Annotated in this window: 15 protein-coding genes; 11 read left to right on the forward strand and 4 right to left on the reverse strand. The window is 64.3% G+C overall.

The window, feature by feature from the left end; all coding sequences use genetic code 11:
- Window positions 1-288 precede the first annotated feature (288 nt).
- The 5 genes from recA to DXT74_RS19105 all read left to right on the forward strand — a co-directional run bounded on the left by recA (window position 289) and on the right by DXT74_RS19105 (window position 5,576).
- Window positions 289-1,341, forward strand: coding sequence for a recombinase RecA (recA, locus tag DXT74_RS19085; protein WP_043634066.1), 1,053 nt, complete (start codon window positions 289-291; stop codon window positions 1,339-1,341).
- An 8-nt stretch (window positions 1,342-1,349) separates the two neighbouring features.
- Window positions 1,350-1,805, forward strand: a complete 456-nt coding sequence (recX, locus tag DXT74_RS19090; RefSeq protein WP_043634069.1) for a recombination regulator RecX — start codon at window positions 1,350-1,352, stop codon at window positions 1,803-1,805.
- Between the two features lie 2 nt (window positions 1,806-1,807).
- Entirely contained in the window at window positions 1,808-2,266 is a 459-nt protein-coding gene (locus tag DXT74_RS19095) for an SRPBCC domain-containing protein (RefSeq protein WP_194426771.1), read from the forward strand.
- 76 nt (window positions 2,267-2,342) lie between these two features.
- Window positions 2,343-4,976: an alanine--tRNA ligase gene (alaS, locus tag DXT74_RS19100; RefSeq protein WP_194426772.1), complete on the forward strand. Its 2,634-nt coding sequence runs from the start codon at window positions 2,343-2,345 to the stop codon at window positions 4,974-4,976.
- A gap of 114 nt (window positions 4,977-5,090) precedes the next feature.
- Window positions 5,091-5,576 carry a GNAT family N-acetyltransferase gene (locus DXT74_RS19105; protein WP_194426773.1) on the forward strand — a complete coding sequence of 162 codons (486 nt, stop codon included), beginning with the start codon at window positions 5,091-5,093 and terminating at the stop codon, window positions 5,574-5,576.
- A 200-nt stretch (window positions 5,577-5,776) separates the two neighbouring features.
- On the opposite strand, the gene DXT74_RS19110 is transcribed toward DXT74_RS19105, so the two are convergent.
- A complete protein-coding gene (locus tag DXT74_RS19110) occupies window positions 5,777-6,547 on the reverse strand; it encodes a sulfite exporter TauE/SafE family protein (protein WP_043634085.1) in 771 nt (256 codons plus the stop codon).
- A 635-nt stretch (window positions 6,548-7,182) separates the two neighbouring features.
- On the reverse strand, window positions 7,183-7,407 hold the full coding sequence (locus DXT74_RS19115; protein ID WP_143330317.1) for a hypothetical protein: 225 nt from the start codon (window positions 7,405-7,407) through the stop codon (window positions 7,183-7,185).
- A gap of 90 nt (window positions 7,408-7,497) precedes the next feature.
- On the opposite strand from DXT74_RS19115, the gene kdpF reads away from it, so the two are divergent.
- The 6 genes from kdpF (at window position 7,498) to kdpE (ending at window position 15,795) form a co-directional block, all read left to right on the forward strand.
- A complete protein-coding gene (kdpF, locus tag DXT74_RS19120) occupies window positions 7,498-7,587 on the forward strand; it encodes a K(+)-transporting ATPase subunit F (protein WP_019103745.1) in 90 nt (29 codons plus the stop codon).
- Window positions 7,588-7,589: 2 nt separating this feature from the next.
- Window positions 7,590-9,413, forward strand: coding sequence for a potassium-transporting ATPase subunit KdpA (kdpA, locus tag DXT74_RS19125; RefSeq protein WP_194426774.1), 1,824 nt, complete (start codon window positions 7,590-7,592; stop codon window positions 9,411-9,413).
- 88 nt (window positions 9,414-9,501) lie between these two features.
- Window positions 9,502-11,547 (forward strand): potassium-transporting ATPase subunit KdpB, encoded by a 2,046-nt coding sequence (gene kdpB, locus DXT74_RS19130; RefSeq protein WP_196783920.1) that lies wholly within the window; start codon window positions 9,502-9,504, stop codon window positions 11,545-11,547.
- Between the two features lie 20 nt (window positions 11,548-11,567).
- Window positions 11,568-12,143: a potassium-transporting ATPase subunit KdpC gene (gene kdpC / locus DXT74_RS19135; protein ID WP_043591748.1), complete on the forward strand. Its 576-nt coding sequence runs from the start codon at window positions 11,568-11,570 to the stop codon at window positions 12,141-12,143.
- A gap of 234 nt (window positions 12,144-12,377) precedes the next feature.
- A complete protein-coding gene (locus DXT74_RS19140) occupies window positions 12,378-15,080 on the forward strand; it encodes a sensor histidine kinase KdpD (protein ID WP_194426776.1) in 2,703 nt (900 codons plus the stop codon).
- 19 nt (window positions 15,081-15,099) lie between these two features.
- Entirely contained in the window at window positions 15,100-15,795 is a 696-nt protein-coding gene (kdpE, locus tag DXT74_RS19145; protein ID WP_043634099.1) for a two-component system response regulator KdpE, read from the forward strand.
- Between the two features lie 172 nt (window positions 15,796-15,967).
- Here the strand turns inward: kdpE and DXT74_RS19150 are convergent, their stop codons facing one another.
- Together DXT74_RS19150 and DXT74_RS19155 are read right to left on the reverse strand one after the other, a co-directional pair.
- Window positions 15,968-16,636 (reverse strand): response regulator, encoded by a 669-nt coding sequence (locus tag DXT74_RS19150; protein ID WP_043634103.1) that lies wholly within the window; start codon window positions 16,634-16,636, stop codon window positions 15,968-15,970.
- Between the two features lie 70 nt (window positions 16,637-16,706).
- Window positions 16,707-18,641: a type IV pili methyl-accepting chemotaxis transducer N-terminal domain-containing protein gene (locus DXT74_RS19155; protein ID WP_043634105.1), complete on the reverse strand. Its 1,935-nt coding sequence runs from the start codon at window positions 18,639-18,641 to the stop codon at window positions 16,707-16,709.
- Between the last annotated feature and the right edge of the window lies 1 nt (window position 18,642).

An 18,642-nucleotide genomic window follows, 5' to 3' on the forward strand; every position in this document is an offset into this window, starting at 1 on the left:
GTGGACACTTGTAAAAGTGGTCGCAATCACAACTTTTTCAAGCGAGATCGCGGTTTCCCGTTCCGAAGGACGGTATCGCCGGCAAGCGGCTCTGCCGTTGGCCAAGGCTTTATGAGATAATCGACGACATCTTTTCGACTATCGGCGCGGCAAGCGCGAGCGCGGCGGGGCAGCCCCGCCGGCGCCGCGCAAACCCCTGTCCGGCATCGGGTTTTTCCCGCCGCCATGGACGCGGGCCGCCGCTAGCCGACCATTCATTTTGTTTAGCGCCCCCACACTGGAGACAGCATGGCATCCGAAGACAAGAGCAAAGCGTTGGCCGCGGCCCTTGCCCAAATTGAAAAGCAATTTGGCAAGGGTTCGATCATGCGCATGAGCGACAACCAGATCAACGAAAACTTGCAGGTAGTCTCCACCGGCTCGCTGAGTCTGGACTTGGCGCTTGGCGTCGGCGGCCTGCCGCGCGGCCGCGTGGTGGAAATCTACGGCCCGGAGTCGTCCGGTAAAACCACCCTGTGTCTGCAAGCGGTGGCCGAGATGCAAAAATTGGGCGGCACCTGCGCCTACATCGACGCGGAAAACGCGCTGGACCCGCAATATGCGCAAAAGCTGGGCGTCAAGGTCGACGACCTGCTGATCTCGCAGCCGGACACCGGCGAGCAGGCGCTGGAAATCTGCGACATGCTGGTGCGCTCCAGCGGCGTCGATCTGATCGTGATCGACTCGGTGGCCGCCTTGGTGCCCAAGGCTGAAATCGAAGGCGAGATGGGCGATAGCCACGTGGGCCTGCAAGCCCGCCTGATGAGCCAGGCGCTGCGCAAGCTGACCGGCAACATCAAGCGCACCAACACCCTGGTGATCTTCATCAACCAGATCCGCATGAAGATCGGCGTGATGTTCGGCAACCCGGAAACCACCACCGGCGGCAACGCGCTGAAGTTCTACGCCTCCGTGCGCCTGGACATCCGCCGCACCGGCGGCATCAAGAAGGGCGAGGAAGTGATCGGCAACGATACCCGCGTCAAAGTGGTGAAGAACAAAGTATCGCCGCCGTTCCGCCAGGCCGATTTCGAAATCCTGTACGGCGAGGGCATCTCCCGCCAGGGCGAAATCATCGAACTGGGCGTCAAGCACGGCTTCATCGATAAATCCGGCGCCTGGTACGCCTACAACGGCCAGAAGATCGGCCAGGGCAAGGACAACACCCGCGAATGGCTGAAGGCCAACCCGGAAATCGCGGCCGAAGTGGAACGCAAGATCCGCGACGCGGTGGGCATCAAAGTGGAAATCACTGAAGGCCAACCGGACGAAGAGTTCGCGGACGACGCGCTCGACGCCTGATTCCCTGAATGGAAAAAAGCCTGAGGGCGCGAGCCGTCGATCTCCTGTCCCGCCGCGAATACACGCGGCGGGAACTGGAGCGGCGGCTCGCTCCGTTTGCGGAAAGCCCGGAACAACTGACCGCGCTGCTGGACGAGCTGGCCGAGCGCAGCTGGCAGTCCGATCAACGTTTCGCCCAACAGTTCGCCGACAGCAAGGGGCAACGCTACGGCAGCCGCCGCCTGCAGCAGGAAATGCGCCAGCGCGGCGTGGATGCCGAGCTGATCCGCGACGCGCTGCAAGGCCGCGACGACCTTGCCGCCGCCCAGGCGCAGTGGCTGAAGAAGTTTGGCCACTTGCCGGCCACGCCGCAGGAACGCGCGCGCCAGATCCGCTTTCTGGCCGGACGCGGCTTCCCGATGTCGGTGATCGGCAAGGTGCTCAGCGGCGTCGACGACGACGACTTTCCCGCCGACGAGGACTAAGCATGCAAACGCGCAGCATCGCCACCCATATCGACATCGACGCTGCGCCGTCCGTGGTCTGGCGCGTGCTGTGCGACTGGGCCGCCTACCCGGAGTGGAACCCCTTCATCGTCGGCCTGCACGGCCGCCAACAGATAGGTTCGCGCCTGGTGGTCAGCATTCACCCGCCCGGCCGGCCGCGCCTGACCTTCCGCCCGCGGCTGGAAGTCTTGCAAACGACGGATGAACTGGCGTGGCTAGGACGCGCGCTGCTGCCGGGCCTGCTGGACGGCCGCCATAGTTTCCGCCTGGAAGCGCTGGCGGACGGAGGCACCCGGCTGCATCACGGCGAAACTTTCAGCGGCCTCTTGCTGCCCTTGTTCGGCCAGGCGCTGCTGGCCGATGCCCGCAAGGGTTTCGAATTAATGAACCAGGCGCTCAAGCGCCGCGCCGAAACCCTTGCCAGCGCGGGCGCGGCTTGACACAATCAGCTGTCCGCGCCGCTCTGGGCTTGAGCCCCCAAAGCGGCCCAGAATTCGCAATCTTACGAAATCAAACATGAAAACCTCTGAAATTCGCCAGAAATTCCTGGATTTCTTTGCCGGCAAAAACCATCAGGTGGTGCCTTCCAGCAGCCTGATTCCCGGCAACGACCCCACGCTGATGTTCACCGTCGCCGGCATGGTTCAGTTCAAGGACGTATTCCTGGGCTTTGAAAAGCGCGACTACACCCGCGCCACCACCAGCCAGAAATGCCTGCGCGCGGGCGGCAAGCACAACGACCTGGAAAACGTCGGCTACACCGCGCGCCACCATACCTTCTTCGAAATGCTGGGCAACTTCAGCTTCGGCGACTACTTCAAGCAAGACGCGATCACCTTCGCCTGGGAATTCCTCACCGGCGAGCAATGGCTGAACCTGCCCAAGGACAAGCTGCTGGTCACCGTCTACGCCTCCGACGACGAAGCCTACGACATCTGGCACAAGAGCGTGGGCCTACCGGCCGACAAGATCATCCGCATCGGCGACAACAAGGGCGCGCCGTACGCTTCCGACAACTTCTGGACCATGGGCGACACCGGCCCCTGCGGCCCCTGCACCGAGATCTTCTACGACCACGGCCCGAGCGTGGCCGGCGGCCCTCCGGGCAGCCCGGACGAAGACGGCGACCGCTTCATGGAGATCTGGAACAACGTGTTCATGCAGTTCAACCGCGACGAGTCCGGCACCCTGCATCCTCTGCCCAAGCCGTCGGTAGACACCGGCATGGGCCTGGAACGGCTGTCCACCGTGCTGCAACACGTCAAGTCCAACTACGAGACCGACGCGCTGGCCTGCCTGGTGCGCGCCGCCGCGCGCGAAACCGGCGTTGCCTACAGCCAGGACGTGCCGTCGCTGAAAGTGATCGCCGACCACATCCGCGCCTGTTGCTTCATGGTCGCCGACGGCATCCTGCCGTCCAACGAAGGCCGCGGCTACGTGCTGCGCCGCATCGCCCGCCGCGCCATCCGCCACGGCTACAAGCTGGGCCAGAAAGGCCTGTTCTTCCACAAGATCGTCGCCGATCTGGTGGCCGAGATGGGAGACGCCTATCCGGAACTGCGCGAAAAGCAGGCGCATATCGAAGACGCGCTGCGCGCAGAGGAAATCAAGTTCGCCGAAACGCTGGAAATCGGCATGGGCCTGGTCGACTCCGCCCTGGAAGGCGGCAAGACCGAGCTTGACGGCGACACCATCTTCAAGCTCTACGATACCTTCGGCTTCCCGGTGGACCTGACCGCCGACATCTGCCGCGAACGCAACATCCACGCCGACCTGGAAGGCTTCGAGCGCGCGATGGAAGCGCAACGCGAGCGCGGCCGCGCAGGCTCCAGCTTCAAGATGACCGGCAAGGTCAGCTACAGCGGCTCGGACACCTGCTTCCACGGCTATGAATCCGCCAGCACGGACGCCAAGGTATTGGCGCTGTTCAAGGGCACCGAGGCCGTCTCCTCGCTGGAGGCCGGCGAAGAAGGCATCGTGGTGCTGGACAACACTCCGTTCTACGCAGAAGGCGGCGGCCAGGTCGGCGACGTCGGCGAGATTTCGCTGCAAGGCGGCATCGGCGCGCTGTTCGACGTCAACGACACCCAGAAAATTCAAGCCGCGGTATTCGGCCACAAGGGCAAACTGGCTCGCGGCCGCCTGGCCGTGGGCGACAGCGTGACCGCCACCATAGACCTGCACGCGCGCGCCTCCAGCGCCCGCAATCACTCCGCCACCCACCTCTTGCACGCGGCGCTGCGCCACGTGCTGGGCGACCATGTCGCGCAGAAGGGCTCGCTGGTGAATCCGGAGCGTACCCGCTTCGACTTCGCCCACGGCGAACCGGTCAGCGCCGAGCAAATCGCCGAGCTGGAGCGCGTGGTCAACCGCGTGATCAGCCACAACCTGCCGGTCAAGGCCGAAGTGATGAGCATGGAAGCCGCGCAGAAGTCCGGCGCGATGATGCTGTTCGGCGAAAAATACGGCGATGAAGTGCGCGTGCTGACCATGGGCGACTTCTCCGCCGAACTGTGCGGCGGCACCCACGTGCAACGCACCGGCGACATCGGCCTGTTCAAGATTGTGGCGGAAAGCGGCGTTGCCGCCGGCGTGCGCCGTATTGAAGCCGTCACCGGCGAAGGCGCCATCGCCCACATCCAGGCTCAGGACGCCTTGCTGAAAGAAGCCGCCGGCGCGCTGAAAGCGCAAACGCTGGACGAGGTGGCCGTCAAGATCGGCAGCCTGCAGGACAACGTCAAGAACCTGGAAAAAGAGCTGGCCAAGCTCAAGGGCCAATTGGCCGCCTCCGCCGGCGACAGCCTGGCCGACGGCGCAGCCGACGTCAACGGCGTCAAAGTGCTGGCGGTGGAACTGCCGGGGGCGGACAACACCGCCTTGCGCGAAACGCTGGACAAGCTGAAGGACAAGCTGGGCTCCGCCGCCATCGTGCTGGCCGCCAAGGGCGACGGCAAAGTGGCGCTGGTGGCCGGCGTCACCGCCGATCTGACCGCCAAGCTGAAGGCCGGCGAACTGGTCAACTTTGTCGCCCAGCAAGTGGGCGGCAAGGGCGGCGGCCGTCCGGACATGGCCCAAGCCGGCGGCACTCAGCCGGAAAACCTGGCCGCGGCCTTGGCCGGCGTGCAAGCCTGGGTGGCCGGCAAACTCTAAGCCGCACGCCACGCTACGACAAAAGACCGCGCAAGCGGTCTTTTTTTGCCCGCCTTTTGCCAAATGGGCCAAACCACGCGCATGCTGTAGCGGGACAACGCAGCGGAAACCGCCATGAACTTGCTCGACACGCTGGAACTGCGCGCGGCGCGCGCCGACGAACTGCCCGCCGTACTGACCTTGATCGCCCTCGCTTTCCAACCGCTGGCCGCGCGTTTGCCCAGCCGTCCCACCGCGCTGGACGAGACCGAAGACAGCCTGCGCCAGCGGCTGGACGCAGGGGGACAAGTCTACATCGCCAGCCGGCAGGATACGCCCTTGGCCTGCCTCATCACCGCGCCGCTGAACGCCGCCGCGGTGGAATGCAAACGCGTGTGCACTCACCCGGACTGGCAGGGCCAAGGTCTGGGCAAGCGCCTGATGCTGCACAGCGAAGCCCTCCTGAAACAACAAGGCCTCACCCGCATCCAGTTGGCCACCCGCGCCAGCATGCCGGCCAATCTGCGCTTTTATCAGGCGCTGGGCTATCGCATCATCGCGGAAGAGCCTTACCCGGCAGGCATTGCCGATCTGCGCATCATTCTGGAAAAACAATTGTAGCCGGCGGACGCGGCTTTCTTGTTCCAAATCAAGGGCGCAAGAATTACGAAACCCTAATATTAAGAGGCTTTAATTTTGGCTTCTCCTTTTGTTGTTTGCATTTCAGCCCTGCTCGCCTCTCCGACCAGGGCGTTTTTTTGTGCGCGGACATGAAAAAAGGCGGCCCGAGCCGCCCAGTTACCGTGAAGCCGCGCTGCGGCTCAAAACACCAGCTTGCCCCCTATCACCGCCAACATCACCGCCAGCGCCGGCCGCAGCCAGCCCTCCGCCAACTGCCGCGTCAGCTTGCTGCCCAGCCAGATGCCGGGCAAAGAGCCCGCCAACAGATTAAACAGCAGCGAGAAATCGACATTTCCAAGCCCGGCATGCCCCAGGCCCGCCACCAGGGTCAGCGGCACCGCGTGAGCGATTTCCGTGCCCACCAGCCGCGAAGTCGGCAAGGCCGGATACAGCAGGAACAAAGCCAGCGTGCCCAGAGCGCCGGCGCCGATGGAACTAAGCGTCACCAAGACGCCCAGCACCACGCCGGTGGCCACGGTCAGCCCGACCCGCGGCTCGAACGACAACTCCGCCGCGCCGGAGCGGCCCAGCCAGCGCAGCAGCAAGGGCTTGCCCAGGATGGCGGCGGCGGTCAGCAACAGCGCCGCGCCCAACACCAGCTTGAACAGAGTGTCCAGCATCTTCTCCGGCAGATGCAGATAAGACAGGCCCGCCAGCACCAGCAAGGCCGCCGGCACGCTGCCGACTGTCAGCCAGCCTGCGATGCGCCAATCAACATGGCCCTGCCGGTGATGCACCGTCACCCCGCCCATCTTGGTCAGGGCCGCGTACAACAGATCAGTGCCAACCGCGGTGGCCGGAGAAATGCCGAACCACAGCAAGATAGGCGTCATCAAAGAGCCGCCGCCCACACCGGTCAATCCGACAATAAAGCCCACCGCCAGCCCTGCGATCGCATACCCCCACTCCATAAAACCCGCTCCTTGGCCGCGCCATTCGATAGCGGGATGCTACGCCAGTTTCATATAACGATTTATACCGTTTTGAAACAACATTATTCGAAAAGTGATTTACCTCAAAGACTTGCTTCAACCGCCCTCCGAATCATGCTGCGGTAACATCGCGCCGGTAGCGTGAAAAGGCGGAGACGGCAAGCAAACGCCACTTTTGCTTCTAACCGTAACCAAGCAGGGCTTTACAAATCTTCAAAATAGCGTCAATGTCAAAGGGTCAGGGTTTGCCCTGGCCTCACACAAGTACGTGACCGAGAGGTGCAAGGATGATGACTTCCCGTATTCCTCTGAGTGTTCGCAGAAAGCAGGCTAGAGACCAGCACGAGAGTTTTCTCTATGCGGTTGCAAAGCCTCAGTTGAGTGATGCTGAGAGGTCGCGCCAGCAGAAAGTGCGCCAACGCGCACATGATCGGGACGATGCCCGGTTCCTGGCCGACCGCTGCGACGACCTGTTCTGAACACCCGCCCGGCGGATTTCCGCCTCATAACGGCTAGCGACCCAGCCTGACGCCAGGCCGCAGCCCTACTCGCTTGCAAGCCGCGGCGCTGCATCTGTTCTGCGCCGCAGCTTTACTGTTTTTCCTCTTTCCCCGCTACCACCCCCGCCAGGCCACTGCCAGCAAGCCGTGTGCGCTCCCTAGACTCATCCCCGCGTATAAAAAAAATCCGTTTTCCCGCCCAAATCTGGCTTGAAATGAAATAAAGGCCAGTTTTTCAAACATTTTTATACGATTTTTATCGGCTACCATGGGGTTTTGTCGGGTTTTTGACGTGCGCTTGCGTACCTTCTCATTACTGATTCGAATGGAGATTTTCATGATGGATGCCGTCTATCTGGGACTCGTCCTGCTGTTTGGCGCGCTGAGCTACGGCTTTGTCGTCGGCTGCCAACACCTGGGAGAAAAGAAATGAGCGTCTGGTATCTGCTTAGCGCGCTGATCGCGCTGGGCCTGCTTGGCTATCTGATCTACGCACTGCTTAAGCCGGAGAATTTTTAATCATGTTCGCCAATTTCATCGGCTCGGCCGCACCCTTGCAGCTGGGCTTGTTCCTGCTGGTGCTGCTGGCGCTGGCCTGGCCCCTGGGCGCCTATATCGCCCGTGTGATGCAGGGCGACAACGTCGGCCCCCTGCGCCTGTTCGCGCCGCTGGAGCGCGGTTTCTACCGGCTGGCCGGCGTCAAGCAGGACGAAGACATGGGCTGGCGCGGCTATGCCGTGGCGCTGCTCTTGTTCAACGTGCTGGGCGCGCTGGCGCTGTACCTGTTGCAACGCGTGCAGGGCTGGCTGCCTTTCAACCCCCAGGGCATGGGCGCGGTGGCGCCGGACTCCGCGTTCAACACCGCGATTTCCTTCATCACCAACACCAACTGGCAAGGCTATGGCGGCGAATCCACCATGGGCTATCTGGTGCAGATGCTGGGCCTGACGGTGCAGAACTTCCTGTCCGCCGCCACCGGCGCGGCGGTGGTGCTGGCGCTGGTGCGCGGCTTCGCCCGTCACAGCTCGGCCAAGATCGGCAACTTCTGGGTGGACGTCACCCGCTTCACTCTCTACGTGCTGCTGCCGCTGTCCTTCGTGTTCGCGCTGGTGTTCAGCCAGCAGGGCATGATCCAGAACCTGTCCGCCTATAAAGACGTGCAGACGGTGGAGACCACCCATTACCAGCAGCCCAAGACCGATGCCCAGGGCAATGCGGTCAATGGCGCCGACGGCAAGCCGGTGATGGTGGACGCCAGCACGCAGAAACAGACGCTGCCTATGGGGCCGGTGGCCTCGCAGGAGGCGATCAAGCTGCTGGGCACCAATGGCGGCGGCTTCTTCAACGCCAACTCCGCGCATCCGTTCGAAAACCCCACCCCGCTGACCAACTTCTTGCAAAGCCTGGCCATCTTCCTGATCCCGGCCGCGCTGTGCTTCATGTTCGGCCGGATGGTGGGCGACCAACGCCAGGGCTGGGCCATCATCGCCGCGATGACGGTGATGTTCGCCTGCGCGGTGGTGGTGGAAACCGGCGCCGAGCAAGCCGGCGTGCCGCAGTTCAGCGCCCTTGGCATAGACCAGCATGCCAGCCATCTGCAGGCCGGCGGCAATATGGAAGGCAAGGAAACTCGTTTCGGCATCATCGACACCTCCTTGTTCATCGCGGTGACCACCTCCGCCTCCTGCGGCGCGGTCAACGGCATGCACGATTCCTTGACCCCGATAGGCGGCCTGGTGCCCACCTTCCTGATGCAACTGGGCGAGGTGGTGTTCGGCGGCGTCGGTTCCGGCCTGTACGGCATGCTGATCTTCGCCATCCTGGCGGTGTTCATCGCCGGCCTGATGGTGGGCCGCACGCCGGAATACCTGGGCAAGAAGATAGAAACCTACGAGATGAAGATGACGGCAATCACCATTCTGGTGACTCCGGTGCTGGTGCTGACGCTGACCGCCGTCGCGGTGCTGGCCGCCTCCGGCAAGGCTGGCATCCTCAACCCCGGCGCGCACGGTTTCAGCGAGGTGCTGTACGCCTTCACATCGGCCGCCAATAACAATGGCAGCGCCTTTGCTGGCCTGTCCGCCAATACGCCTTTCTACAACATCGCCACCGGCGTGGCCATGTTCTTTGGCCGCTTTTTCATGATCGTGCCCATCCTGGCCATCGCCGGATCGCTGGCCGCCAAGAAGCGTCTGGCCGTCAACGGCGGCACCCTGCCCACTCACGGCCCGCTGTTCGTGGTGCTGCTGATAGGCACCGTGTTGCTGGTGGGCGCGCTCAACTATGTTCCCGCGCTGGCGCTGGGCCCGGTCGTCGAGCAGTTGCAGATGATCAACGGCCGCTGAGCCTGACGGGAGGATGCAGAAAATGAACAATATCAATCATTCCAATATCCAGCCCGCTCAAGCGGGCCACCGGAGCGCGGCCAAGTCCATGCTGGACCCCAGCCTGGTGAAACCGGCCATCGTCGACTCCTTCAAGAAACTGTCGCCGCGCACCCAGTGGCGCAATCCGGTGATGTTCGTCGTCTACATCGGCAGCATCCTGACCAGCGCGCTGTGGGTTCAGTCGCTGGCCGGCCAGGGCGAGGCGCCGTCCGGCTTCATCCTGGCGGTGGCGCTGTGGCTGTGGTTCACCGTGCTGTTCGCCAACTTCGCCGAAGCGCTGGCCGAAGGCCGCAGCAAGGCCCAGGCGGCCAGCTTGCGCTCCGCCAAGAAAAACGTGGTGGCCAAGAAGCTGTCCGGTCCTAGCCACGACGCCGGCAAGACCGTGATAGACGGCAGCAGCCTGCGCAAGGGAGATTACGCGCTGGTGGAAGCCGGCGACGTGATCCCGGTGGACGGCGAGGTGATCGAAGGCGTGGCCTCGGTGGACGAGTCCGCGATCACCGGCGAATCCGCGCCCGTGATCCGCGAGGCCGGCGGAGACTTCTCCTCGGTCACCGGCGGCACCCGCGTGCTGTCCGACTGGATCGTGGTGCGCATCAGCGTCAATCCGGGAGAAACCTTCCTCGACCGCATGATTGCGATGGTGGAAGGCGCCAAGCGCCAGAAAACTCCGAACGAGATCGCGCTGACCATCCTGCTGGTGGCGCTGACCATCGTGTTCCTGGTGGTCACCGTCACCCTGCTGCCCTTCTCGCTGTTCAGCGTGGAAGCGGCCAAAGCCGGCTCGCCGATCACCATCACCACCCTGGTGGCCTTGCTGGTCTGCCTGATCCCCACCACCATCGGCGGCCTCTTGTCCGCCATCGGCGTGGCCGGCATGAGCCGGATGATGGGCGCCAATGTGATCGCCACCTCCGGCCGCGCGGTGGAAGCCGCCGGCGATGTGGACGTGCTGCTGTTGGACAAGACCGGCACCATCACCCTGGGCAACCGTCAGGCCTCCACCTTCATCCCGGCTCCCGGCGTCAGCGAGCAGGCGCTGGCGGACGCCGCGCAACTGGCCTCGCTGGCCGACGAAACCCCGGAAGGCCGCAGCATCGTGGTGCTGGCCAAAAAGCAATTCAATTTGCGTCAGCGCGAACTGGCCAGCCATGAAGCCGTATTCATCCCCTTCACCGCGCAAACGCGGATGAGCGGCATAGACTACGACGGCCGCCAGATCCGCAAGGGCGCCATCGACGCCATCCGCCGCCATATCGCCGATCAGGGCGGCCAGTTCCCGGACGCGCTGGCCAAGAGCGCCGATGACGTGGCGCGCCGCGGCTCCACTCCGCTCTTGGTGGCGGAAGGCAACCGCGCCTTGGGCGTGATCGAGCTGAAGGACATCGTCAAGGGCGGCATCAAGGAGCGTTTCGCCGAGCTGCGCCAGATGGGCATCAAGACGGTGATGATCACCGGCGACAACCCGCTGACCGCCGCCGCCATCGCCGCCGAGGCCGGCGTGGACGACTACCTGGCCGAGGCCACGCCGGAGGCCAAGCTCAAGCTGATCCGCAGCCACCAGGCCGAGGGCAAGCTGGTGGCGATGACCGGCGACGGCACCAACGACGCGCCGGCGCTGGCCCAGGCCGACGTGGCTGTGGCGATGAACACCGGCACCCAGGCGGCCAAGGAAGCCGGCAATATGGTGGACCTGGACTCCAACCCCACCAAGCTGATCGAGATCGTGGAAATCGGCAAGCAGATGCTGATGACACGCGGCTCGCTGACCACCTTCTCCATCGCCAACGACGTGGCCAAGTACTTCGCCATCATTCCGGCCGCTTTCGCCAGCACTTACCCGCAATTGAACGCGCTGAACGTGATGGGCCTGAACAGCCCGGCCTCGGCCATCATGTCGGCGGTGATCTTCAACGCCGTCATCATCGTGTTCCTGATCCCGCTGGCGCTGAAGGGCGTCAAATACCAAGCCAAGAGCGCGGCGGAGCTGCTGCGCGGCAACCTGCTGATCTATGGCCTGGGCGGGCTGCTGGTGCCCTTCGCCGGCATCAAGCTGATCGACATGCTGCTGGGCGCACTGGGCCTGGTATGAGCACTGAAAGGAAAAACCAAATGAAACTGTTACGTCCCCTGCTGGTGGTGTTTGGCGGCCTGACCCTGATCACCGGCCTCGCCTACCCGCTGCTCACCACCGGAGCGGCCCAGGCGCTGTTTCCGTTCCAGGCCAATGGCAGCCTGATCGAGCGCGACGGCAAGATCGTCGGCTCGCGGCTGATAGGCCAGAACTTCAGCGGCCCGCAATATTTCTGGGGCCGCCCATCCGCCACCGGTCCAATGCCGTACAATGCCGGCGGGTCCAGCGGCTCTAACCTGGGCCCCACCAACCCGGCGCAGCTGGACGCGGTGAAAGCCAATGTGGCGCGCATCCGCGCCGCCCACCCGGCGCAAAGCGGCCCGGTGCCGGTGGACCTGGTCACCGCTTCGGCCAGCGGCCTGGATCCGGAAATTTCCGCCGCCGCGGCTTTCTACCAGTTGGAACGCGTCGCCGCCGCCCGCAAGATGGAGCCGGCCGCGCTGCGCAAGCTGGTGGAAAGCCGGGTGATAGGCGAAACCTTCGGCTTGCTTGGCGAGCCGCGCGTCAATGTGCTGGAATTGAATCTGGCGCTGGACCAGGCCGCCAAAGCCTGATCGACCTTCGGCGCCGGGGGCGCAGCGAGGCTTGCTCCGCCTCGTCCCCGGCGCCGATGAATGAATAAGAGCGTGTTTACGATCTAGCGGGCTAGAGCGAGACAAGGCGTTGCGGCTGAGAAAGCGGAATGCGCAAGTGGCACGTGAGCATTTTCAGGACGATTTCAACGCCCTTTTCCACCCATCCTGCCGACGCGCGGCAGATCGTAAACAGGCGCTAAACAAAGCTCGCATATGACCGATTCCCGTCCCGATCCGGACGCCCTGCTCGATGAGCTCAAACGCGAAGAACTGGACGCCCAGCGCGGCCGGCTGAAGATTTTCTTCGGCGCCTGCGCCGGCGTCGGCAAGACTTACGCCATGCTGGCGGCGGCCCGCGCCAAGCGCCAGGACGGCGCGGCGGTACTGGTGGGCGTGGTGGAAACCCACGGCCGCAAGGAAACGCAGGAACAACTGGCCGATCTGGAAGTCCTGCCGCCAAGACAGATCGCTTATAAAGGCCACGAACTGGCTGAATTCGATCTGGACACAGCGCTGGAACGCCGGCCCCAGCTGATCCTGATGGACGAGTTCGCCCACTCCAACGCGCCCGGTTCTCGCCACCCCAAACGCTGGCAGGATGTGGAAGAACTGCTGGCCGCCGGCATCGACGTTTACACCACCCTCAATGTCCAGCACCTGGAAAGCCTGAACGACGTGGTCGGCCAGATCACCGGCATCGTGGTGCGCGAAACCCTGCCCGACCATGTGTTCGACCGCGCCGACGAAGTGGCGCTGGTGGACCTGCCGCCGGACGAGTTGCTGGGCCGCCTGGCCGCCGGCAAGGTCTATCTGCCGCAGCAAGCCGAACGCGCGGTGAAGAACTTCTTCCGCAAGGGCAATCTGCTGGCGCTGCGCGAACTGGCGCTGCGTCGCACGGCGGACCGCGTGGACGCCCAGATGCGCGCCTACCGCGCCGACCAGGCCATCAACCCGGTGTGGCATGCGCGCGAGCGGCTGCTGGTCTGCGTCGGCTCCAGCGCCGGCATCGACAAGCTGATCCGCAGCGCCAAGCGCCTGGCCGCCAGCCTGGACGCGGACTGGATCGCCGTCTACGTGGAAACGCCCCAGCAGCGCAAACTGTCCGAGGATCAGCGCGCCCGCGTGCTCAAGGGCCTGAAGCTGGCGCAGGAGCTGGGCGCGGAAACCACGGTGCTGGGCGGCAGCGAGTTGGCGCCCACGCTGCTGGCCTATGCCCGCAGCCGCAATGTGTCCAAGCTGGTGCTGGGCAAATCCGCCCGCGGCGGCTGGTCGCGGCTGTGGCGCCGCCCGTTGGCCGACGAACTGAGCCGCCGTTCCAGCGACGTCGATCTCTTCGTGGTGGCCCACGAGCAGGAAGACGCCTCCGCCAACGCCGCCGCCAAAACCGGCGGCAGCCTGCTGTTCGAAGACCAGGACAGCCCGCGCTCGCGCTTCGGCTATCTCGCCGCCTTCGTCGCCTGCCTGCTGACCACCGCGCTGGCCGGCCTGCTGATTCCGCACGTGGCGCTGGCCAACGACATCATGATCTACCTGCTGGTGGTGGTGCTGGTGTCGGTGCGCTACGGCCGTGGTCCCGGCATGCTGGCCTCGCTGCTGTCGGTGGCCTCCTTTGATTTCTTCTTCGTGCCGCCGCATATGTCGTTCGCGGTGTCGGACACCCAATATCTGATGACCTTCGTGGTGATGTTGCTGGTGGCCTCCATCATCAGCCAGCTCACCGCCCGGCTGCGCTTCGAAGCCAATATCTCCACTTATCGCGAACGCCGCACCCGCGCGCTGTACGACCTGGGGCGCGAACTGGCCGGCGCGCTGACCGCCGCGCAGATTGTCGATACCGCCGTCAGCCGGCTGGAACCGCTGTTCGCCGCCAAGGTCAGCCTGTTCCTGCCCAATAGCGGGGACGAGCTGCGCTCGGCCGGCGAGGGCCGCGGCGATGCCGATATCGGCGTCGCGCAATGGGTTTACGACCATCAGCAGCCGGCCGGCCTGGGCACCAACACCCTGCCCGCCAACGCCGCGCTTTATGTGCCGCTGCGCGCCCCCATGCGCAACCGCGGCGTGATCGCGCTACTGCCGGACATTACCGATCAGGTCTTCTTGCCGGAACAACAGCGGCTGCTGGAAACCTGCGCAGCCCAGATCGCGCTGGCGCTGGAACGCGTGCATTACGTGGAGGTGGCGCAGGACGCCATCGTGGCCATGGAGTCCGAGCGGCTGCGCAACAGCGTGCTGTCGGTGGTGTCTCACGATCTGCGCACACCGCTGACCACCATGGCCGGCCTGTCCGAGCGGCTGTGCTCGTCCAATATGGACGACAGCCAGCGAGCCGAGATCGCCGCGGCCATTCAGGACGAAGCGCTGCGCATGAACAAACTGGTGACCAACCTCCTGGACATGGCGCGACTGCAATCCGGCGTCAAACTCAACAAAGAATGGCAGATGCTGGACGAGGTGGTGGGCAGCGCGCTGCGCGCCGCCGAACGCGGCCTGCGCGGCCGGGAGCTGACGCTGGAGCTGGCGCCGGACCTCCCTGTGCTGGAGTACGACGCCGTGCTGCTGGAGCGGGTACTGGTCAACCTGCTGGAAAACGCCGGCAAATACACCCCGCCCGGCAGCCACATCACACTGGCGGCGCGGCGCGAGGGCGCGGAGGTGGTGGTGTCGGTCAGCGACGACGGCCCCGGCCTGCCGCCCAATATGGAAGAGCGCGCCTTCGACAAATTCTCGCGCGGCGCGGCGGAATCCAGCACCCCCGGCGTGGGGCTGGGTCTGGCGATCTGCCGCTCCATCGTGGAAATCCACGGCGGCCGCATCAGCGCGCGCAACCGCTCGCCTCACGGCGCGGAATTCCGCTTCAGCCTGCCGGCAGGACAAGCGCCGGCGCTGCCGGAAGAACACCCCGAACCGCGAGCCTAAACCTGAGCGAAACCCTATCATGCAAGACGCACCGATCAGCATCGTCGTCATCGAAGACGAAAAACCGATCCGCCGCTTTCTGAGCGCGGCGCTGGAAGAGGAAGGCCTGACCGTTCACGAGGCGGAAACCGGCAAGCAGGGCCTGATCGAAGTGGCCACCCGCAAGCCGGACCTGGTGATTCTGGACCTGGGCCTGCCGGATATGAACGGCCAGGACACCATCAAGCAACTGCGGGAATGGACCGACCTGCCCATCCTGGTGCTGTCGGCGCGCACTCAGGAAACCGAAAAGGTGGCGGCGCTGGACGCCGGCGCGGACGACTACCTGACCAAACCCTTCGGCGTGGCCGAATGCCTGGCGCGCGTCCGCGTGCTGCTGCGCCGCCGCACCCACGGCAGCGCCGCGGCGCAGCAGGTGTTCCAGTTCGGCGACATCAAGGTGGACCTCGTCAACCGTCAGGTGGCCAAGGCGGAGGCGGCGGTGCATCTGACGCCGATAGAATATCGGCTGCTGTCCACCTTGATACGCAGTGCCGGCAAGGTAATCACCCATCGCGAGCTCTTGCTGGCGGTATGGGGGCCGTCGTTCTCGGAGCACAACCAGTATCTGCGCGTCTACATGGGGCATTTGCGCCAAAAGCTGGAAGACAATCCGGCGATGCCGCGCCACATCCTCACCGAGACCGGAGTCGGTTATCGGTTGGTGGAGGGTTGAGCAGGCCGCCGCTTAGAGCGGCTAACAAAAATCAGTTTTACGGATGAGGCAAGGCGCGCCGACGCAGGCAGTACTTGAGTACGGCAAGTCGGCGCAACGCAGCATGAGGTATTTTGTTAGCCGCTCTTAGAAGCTGTTCATGCTCCAGGGAGCCAGGGGCATGTGTAGCCGCTCAAGCGCTGCGCCCCACCCCGTTCTCCACCGCGAACACCGCCGCCTGCACCCGGCTGCTGAGGCTGAGTTTTTTCAGGATGTTCTGCACGTGGATCTTGACCGTGCTCTCCGCCAGGTCCAGGCTGCGCGCGATCTCCTTATTGCTCTTGCCCTGGGCCAGAAAACCGAGGATTTCGCGCTCGCGCGGGGTCAGCTTATCCAGCTCCTGCTCCTCCGGTTCCACCGGCGCCGCCGCGCCGTGGCGGAACTGGGCCATCAACTTGGCGGTCATCGAGTCGCTCATTACCGATTCCCCGGCGGCGGCGCGCACCACCGCCTGAGTCAGAAAGTCCGCGTCGATGTTTTTCAATAGATAGCCGCGCGCGCCGGCCTTCAGCGCCGCGGTCAGGTCGTCGGCCTCCTCGGACACCGTCAGCATCACCACCGCCCGCTTGGGCTGGTCCTGCAGCATCAAGGTCAAGGCCTCCACGCCGGAGATACCGGGCATGTTCAGGTCCAGCAGCACCACGTCCGGGTCCAGCTGCTTGGCCAGCTTGACGCCCTCGGCGCCGTCGGCCGCCTCGCCTACGACGTCGAAACCCGCCTGGCGCGCCAGCAGAGCCTTGATGCCGCTGCGGAACAAAGTGTGATCGTCCACCAGCAAAATGCGTATGGTCTGTTCAGACATCATCGAGTTCCGGGTCTTTCTAGTTCAGATATGGACAGTATGAGAGCTGTCTTGCCGCCGCGCCAGCGGCTCAAGCGGCCATGCGCCGCGCGCGCGGCAGCAGCAGGCTGACCAGGGTGCCCGCCTCCGGGGTGGATTCAATGTCCAGCTGCAAGCCGGCGCGCTGCGCGCGTTCCTGCATGATGGACAGGCCGAAATGACCGTCGCCCTTGTTCCGCACGGTATCCAGGTCGAAGCCGACACCGTTGTCCAGCACGCTGAGCACGAACACCTCGCCGTCGTCGCTAAGGCTGACCGTGACCTGGCTGGCCTCGGCGTGCTTGCGCACATTGGACAGCGCCTCTTGCAGAATAAACAGGATTTGCAGCTGTTGTTCCGGCATCAAAGGCGCGCTGGCCCCGGTGGAGCGCAGCTCCACCCGCAGCCCGGTCTGCTTGCGGAATTTGTCCAGCAAGCTGCTCACCGCCTGACTCAGGCTTTCCGACAGCTTGGAGCGGAAATTATTGAGCAGTTCGCGCACATCATCGTAGCTTTCCTTGACCCCGGCCTCGAACAAGGCCAGCGTGTCGTCCACCAGCCCCGGATCCCCGCTGTCCAGCGCCTGCCGCATGATCTGGGTTTGCAAGTTCAGGAAAGACAGACCTTGCGCGATGCTGTCGTGCAAGCCCTGGGCCACCAGGTTGCGCTCTTCCAACACAGCCAGTTCGCGCTCCTTGGCCGCCAGCCTCAGGTTTTCGATCGCCACCGCCAAATGCTGGCCCAACATCTCCAGCTGCCGCACTTGTTGCGGCAGCAGAATGCGCGCCTGGCGGAAATGCAAATTGAAAATGCCCAGCGTGCGGTTCTGCGTCGACACCGGAAAGGCGCTGACTACGCGGAAGCCTTCGCGGCTGCATTGCTTGTCCGGCAGGCCGCGCATGTTCTCCACCCGGCTCTCGGCTTTGGCTGCGGCTTCTCCGCACAGGCAGTCGCCCACTTTCAGGCAGTGTTCGTCGCGCAGCAGCCCCTCCGGCAAGCCGTCGTCGGCCACCACGAACACCATGCCCTGGCCATAGTCGGTCAAGCGCACAGCGCCGCCGTCGGCGTCGAAGGCGCGCATCACTCGGGCCAGAAAACCCTTGCACAGCGCTTCCAGCGGCTGGGATTGATTGCAGAAGGCCGTGATTTCGTACAGCAGGGCCAATTCCTGGTTTTTCTGCTGCAGGCTGGCCGTCTTGCCGCGCACCCGCTCTTCCAGGGTGGCGTGGGATTCGGACAAACAGGCCGCCATCAGATTGAAGCCGGTGCTGACTTGGCCGAACTCGTCGTCGGTCTCCACCGGCACCCGCACGCTGTAATCGCCTGCAGCCAACTGGCGTATGCCCTGGTGCAACTTGTCCAGCGGCCTCAGCACGATCAGCAGCATCAGATAGATCAGCGCGACGGTGCCCACCACCGCCATGCTGGCGAGCAAGAGCTGCAACAGGCGAAGGTAGTCTGTATTGCGCGCGTTGTAGGCTTCCATGCCGCTGACGAAGGTGTTGATGTCCTCCACGTAGAGCGCCACGCGCTCGGCGAAGCGGGCGGCCTCCGCCGCGTTGTCGCCGGGCCGCGTCAGCGCGTTCAGCAGCACCGGTTTCAGTTGCTCGCGCCACTGCCTTTCCACCTGATTCAGCGCCTGCTGAATGTCGGCCTGGCGGGGCACCAGCAGCGGCCGCGCGGGGTCGCCGCGGCGCAATCGCTGCAAGATGGTTTCGTAATTGACCATGTCGCGACGCAAGGCGTCGGCGCGCGCGCCGTCCTGGCCGCTGAGCTGCAAGTCCAGCGCCAGCCGAGTGACGCGCATGCGCAGGCTGCCGGCGTCATTGATCGCCGCCGCGCCGCCCTCTTGCTGCCAGGACAGCCACAGCGTGGCGCCGATGGAACCCAGCGCCACCAACAGAAACACCGCCAGCACGCCGACGATCTTGGCGCTGAGCCGCTGCCCCAGCGGGCCGCCCAGCACCGGGGACACGTTCAGCCGCATC

It is taken from the genome of Chromobacterium sp. Rain0013, assembly GCF_015291765.1.
Taxonomy (GTDB): Bacteria; Pseudomonadota; Gammaproteobacteria; order Burkholderiales; family Chromobacteriaceae; genus Chromobacterium; species Chromobacterium haemolyticum.

Bases quoted from the DNA above. Each gene is read 5' to 3' on its own strand.
- alaS (WP_194426772.1), top strand. From the start codon at position 2,343: ATGAAAACCTCTGAAATTCGCCAGAAATTCCTGGATTTCTTTGCCGGC.
- DXT74_RS19155 (WP_043634105.1), bottom strand. From the start codon at position 18,641: ATGCGGCTGAACGTGTCCCCGGTGCTGGGCGGCCCGCTGGGGCAGCGG.
- recA (WP_043634066.1), top strand. From the start codon at position 289: ATGGCATCCGAAGACAAGAGCAAAGCGTTGGCCGCGGCCCTTGCCCAA.
- recX (WP_043634069.1), top strand. From the start codon at position 1,350: ATGGAAAAAAGCCTGAGGGCGCGAGCCGTCGATCTCCTGTCCCGCCGC.
- DXT74_RS19150 (WP_043634103.1), bottom strand. From the start codon at position 16,636: ATGTCTGAACAGACCATACGCATTTTGCTGGTGGACGATCACACTTTG.
- DXT74_RS19095 (WP_194426771.1), top strand. From the start codon at position 1,808: ATGCAAACGCGCAGCATCGCCACCCATATCGACATCGACGCTGCGCCG.
- kdpF (WP_019103745.1), top strand. From the start codon at position 7,498: ATGAGCGTCTGGTATCTGCTTAGCGCGCTGATCGCGCTGGGCCTGCTT.
- kdpB (WP_196783920.1), top strand. From the start codon at position 9,502: ATGCTGGACCCCAGCCTGGTGAAACCGGCCATCGTCGACTCCTTCAAG.
- kdpE (WP_043634099.1), top strand. From the start codon at position 15,100: ATGCAAGACGCACCGATCAGCATCGTCGTCATCGAAGACGAAAAACCG.
- kdpC (WP_043591748.1), top strand. From the start codon at position 11,568: ATGAAACTGTTACGTCCCCTGCTGGTGGTGTTTGGCGGCCTGACCCTG.
- kdpA (WP_194426774.1), top strand. From the start codon at position 7,590: ATGTTCGCCAATTTCATCGGCTCGGCCGCACCCTTGCAGCTGGGCTTG.
- DXT74_RS19140 (WP_194426776.1), top strand. From the start codon at position 12,378: ATGACCGATTCCCGTCCCGATCCGGACGCCCTGCTCGATGAGCTCAAA.
- DXT74_RS19115 (WP_143330317.1), bottom strand. From the start codon at position 7,407: ATGAAAATCTCCATTCGAATCAGTAATGAGAAGGTACGCAAGCGCACG.
- DXT74_RS19110 (WP_043634085.1), bottom strand. From the start codon at position 6,547: ATGGAGTGGGGGTATGCGATCGCAGGGCTGGCGGTGGGCTTTATTGTC.
- DXT74_RS19105 (WP_194426773.1), top strand. From the start codon at position 5,091: ATGAACTTGCTCGACACGCTGGAACTGCGCGCGGCGCGCGCCGACGAA.